The 3,481-nt window shown below is 75.8% G+C and carries 3 protein-coding genes; 1 reads left to right on the forward strand and 2 read right to left on the reverse strand.

Features of this window, described 5'->3' with window-relative positions; all coding sequences use genetic code 11:
• Nucleotides 1-96: 96 nt before the first annotated feature.
• Together G3I42_RS25260 and G3I42_RS25265 are read right to left on the reverse strand one after the other, a co-directional pair.
• A complete protein-coding gene (locus G3I42_RS25260; RefSeq protein ID WP_164289605.1) occupies nucleotides 97-1,155 on the reverse strand; it encodes an SCO1860 family LAETG-anchored protein in 1,059 nt (352 codons plus the stop codon).
• A 272-nt stretch (nucleotides 1,156-1,427) separates the two neighbouring features.
• A complete protein-coding gene (locus G3I42_RS25265; RefSeq protein ID WP_164289607.1) occupies nucleotides 1,428-2,531 on the reverse strand; it encodes an amidohydrolase family protein in 1,104 nt (367 codons plus the stop codon).
• A 139-nt stretch (nucleotides 2,532-2,670) separates the two neighbouring features.
• On the opposite strand from G3I42_RS25265, the gene G3I42_RS25270 reads away from it, so the two are divergent.
• A partial coding sequence (locus tag G3I42_RS25270) for an aminotransferase class V-fold PLP-dependent enzyme (RefSeq protein WP_164289609.1) occupies nucleotides 2,671-3,481 on the forward strand: 811 nt, incomplete at its 3' end.

The raw sequence follows: 3,481 nt of genomic DNA on the forward strand, positions 1-3,481 counted from the left end.
GTCGGTTGCCGCGTGCGGCGCGGCTGCTCCGTTACCGCGTGCGACGCGGCTCGGTTGCCGCGTGCGATGCGGTTCGGTTGCCCCGTGCGATGCGGCTCAGTTGCCGCGTGCCGCCCGGCGGTTGCGGGCGAACCAGACGGCGCCCGCGCCGCCCACCAGGAGGACGGCCGCGCCGCCCGCGAGGTAGGGGGTCGTCGAGCTGCCGCCGGTCTCGGCGAGGTTCGCGCCGTCGTCGGACTTCCCGGCGGCCGTGGTCACCTCGGTGCCCTTGGCGCCGTTGCTCCTGGTGCCCTCGTCGTCCTTGCCGTCGCCGTGCGCGGCCGGGGACGGGCTCGCGGCGTCGCCGGAACCGTCCGCGTCGTCGGCGGGATCGTCGGCCGGGGCGGAGGCGGGCGGCTCGGAGGCCGGGGTGCCGGGGGCCGCGCCGTCCGTTTTCGGGGTCTCGCACGTGGCGCCCGCGAGGGTGACGGTGCCCTCGACCTGGGCGACGCCGAGCTTGAGCGGGTCGACGGAGACCTTCAGCTCCAGCGCCGCGGCGGCGGCCGTGGTGGCGGTGGTGGTGCGCTTCGAGAGGTCGAGGGTGACCTCGCCGACGCCGGGGACCTCGACCCGCGTGGTGCCGCCGGCGGACAGGCGCACGGTCTTGCCGAGGACCTTGACGTGGCCGAGGACGTTCGCCTCGGCGACGGGACGGTGGCCGACCTCGCACACGGCGCGCGAGGTGACCTTCTCGACCTCGACGAGCGAGAGGAGCGGGAGCCCGGGGACGTGGACGCGGGCGCCGACGAGTTCGGTGGAGCCCTCGGCGCTGTGACCGTCGGCGGTGGCCTTCGCTCGGGCGACGCGGGCGTCGAGCACGCGGAAGGGGCGGCCCTTGTCGACGCCGTCGAGCGTCGCGGTGAGCGCGGTCTCGTCGGCGTCGCCGGGGGCGCTCACCTCGTTGAGCGAGACGTGGAGCGGCAGGTCGACGGTCTTCCTGAGGAGGGAGACGTCGAGCCCGGTGCGCAGGACGACGGCGCCGGACTTCCCCCCGTGGCCCTCGGTGGCGTGCGCGGTCCCGGCGGTCGCGAGCAGGACGGGCGCGCCGACGAGGAGCGCGGCCGTGGTGGCGGCGGCGAGACGGCGCGCGGGCAGGCCGAAGGTGGTGCTGTTCAAGACGGTGTTACCCCCACAAGAGACATGGAGCCGCCGGCGCGTCCCGGGGACACGGGGGCCGGCGGCCTCGATGCGGGAATCCTCGCGGAACGGGGGTGAAAGATTGACGTACCGCAGCACGTTCACCCTAAAGGGTGGTTTCCGGCATGGTGTTCGAAAAGGGAAGCATCCTCTTGCGCACGCGTTCGCCGACGTCACAGCGGTACGTCCCCCGCGAGGAGGGGCGCCCGGCCGCGCCGCGCGCGCCCCTGGGGCGCGCGGAGCGCCGTCCCTCAGGCGACGACCCGCCCCGACATCACCACCCGCCGAGGTGCCGTCAGGACCCGTACGTCCGCGCGCGGGTCGCTCTCGTACACCACGAGATCGGCCGGGGCGCCCTCGGCGAGGCCCGGCCTGCCGAGCCAGGCGCGGGCGTCCCAGACGGCGGCGGAGAGGGCCGCGAGCGGCGGGAGGCCCGCGCGGACCAGTTCGGCCACCTCCGCGCCGATGAGGCCGTGCGGGAGGCTGCCACCCGCGTCGGTGCCCGTGAAGACGGGGACGCCCGCGTCGTGGGCGGCGCGCACCGTCTCGTAGCGGCGGGCGTGGAGCCGGCGCATGTGGGCCGACCAGCGCGGGAACTTGGCCTCGCCGCCGTCCGCGAGGCGCGGGAACGTCGCGATGTTGACGAGGGTCGGGACGATCGCGACGCCGCGCTCGGCGAAGAGCGGGATGGTGTCCTCGCTGAGCCCCGTGGCGTGCTCGGCGCAGTCGATGCCCGCCTCGACGAGGTCCGTGAGCGAGTCCTCCGCGAAGCAGTGCGCGGTGACGCGGGCGCCGAGCCGGTGCGCCTCCGCGATCGCCGCCTCGACGGCGCCGCTCGGCCAGCACGCCGTCAGGTCGCCCTCCTCTCGGTCGATCCAGTCGCCGACGAGCTTGACCCAGCCGTCCCCGCGCCGCGCCTCGCGCGCGACGTACGCGACGAGGTCCTCCGGCTCGATCTCGTGCGCGAAGTTACGGATGTAGCGGCGGGTACGGGCGATGTGCCGCCCGGCGCGGATGATGCGGGGCAGGTCCTCGCGCGCGTCCGTCCAGCGCGTGTCGGAGGGCGAGCCCGCGTCGCGGAGCAGCAGGGCGCCCGCGTCGCGCTCGGTGAGCGCCTGCTTCTCGGCCTCCTCGGCGGGCACGGCCCCGTGCGCGTCGAGCCCGACGTGGCAGTGCGCGTCCACGAGCCCGGGCAGCGCCCAGCCCTCCACCGTCCGCACGTCGCGCGCCCCCGCGGGCGGCGTGAACGTGACCCGCCCGCCGACGACCCACAGCTCGTCGCGCACGTCCTCGGGCCCGACCAGAACGGCCCCCTTCACCCGGAGCACCGGCTTCGCTTCGCTCACGTCAGTCATGACCGGCACCCTAGAAGGCGGCCTGCCCCGCCCACTCGCCCGCACCCCCTGAGTACCCTCGCAAGCGGCCCGCACGGCCACCGTCCCCGCGCGGAACACCGCACGCAGCACCCGCTGAACACGCAGAAAGAGTCCCCTCGTGACGCACCCCCTGCTTGACCTCACCCCCCTGACCGCCCACCACTTCGCCACGATCGAGCGCAAGGTCGCCGCCCTGCTCGGGCTCGGCGCGCCCGGCAGCGGGGGGTACGAACTCGTCATCACGCAGGGCGAGGCGCTGCTGCCCCTCGAAGGGTGCATCCGGGGCGTCGCCGGTCCGGGGACGGTCGCGCTGAACATCGTGACGGGCCCGTACGGGCAGACCTTCGGCAACTGGCTGCGCGACTGCGGCGCCACCGTGCACGACCTCGCGGTGCCCTTCGACACGGCGGTGAGCGCCGCCCAGGTGCGCGAGGCGCTTCAGGCGCACCCGGAGACGGACTTCGTCTCGCTCGTGCACGCGGAGGCCGCGACGGGCAACACGAACCCGGTCGCCGCGATCGGCGAGGTGGTGCGCGAGCACGGCGCGCTGCTCATGCTCGACGCCGTCGCCTCGGTGGGCGCGGAGCCGCTGCTGCCCGCCGAGTGGGGCGTCGACCTGTGCGTGATCGGGGCGCAGAAGGCGCTCGGCGGCCCGGCCGGGGTCTCGGTGGCCGCGCTGAGCCCGCGCGCCTGGGAGCGTCTGGAGGCGAACCAGGCGGGCCCGCGCGGCTCGTACCTCTCGCTGCTCGACTGGAAGCACCGGTGGATCGACGCGGGCCGCAAGGCGCTCCCGCACGCCCCGGCCCAGCTGGAGATGCTCGCGCTCGAAGCCTGCCTGGAGCGGTTCGCGGCGGAGGGCCCCGACGTCGTGCGCGGGCGGCACGCGCGCGCGGCGGCGGCGGTACGGGCCGGGCTCGCGGCGCTCGGGA

The organism is Streptomyces sp. SID11385, assembly GCF_010548245.1.
Taxonomy (GTDB): domain Bacteria; phylum Actinomycetota; class Actinomycetes; order Streptomycetales; family Streptomycetaceae; genus Streptomyces.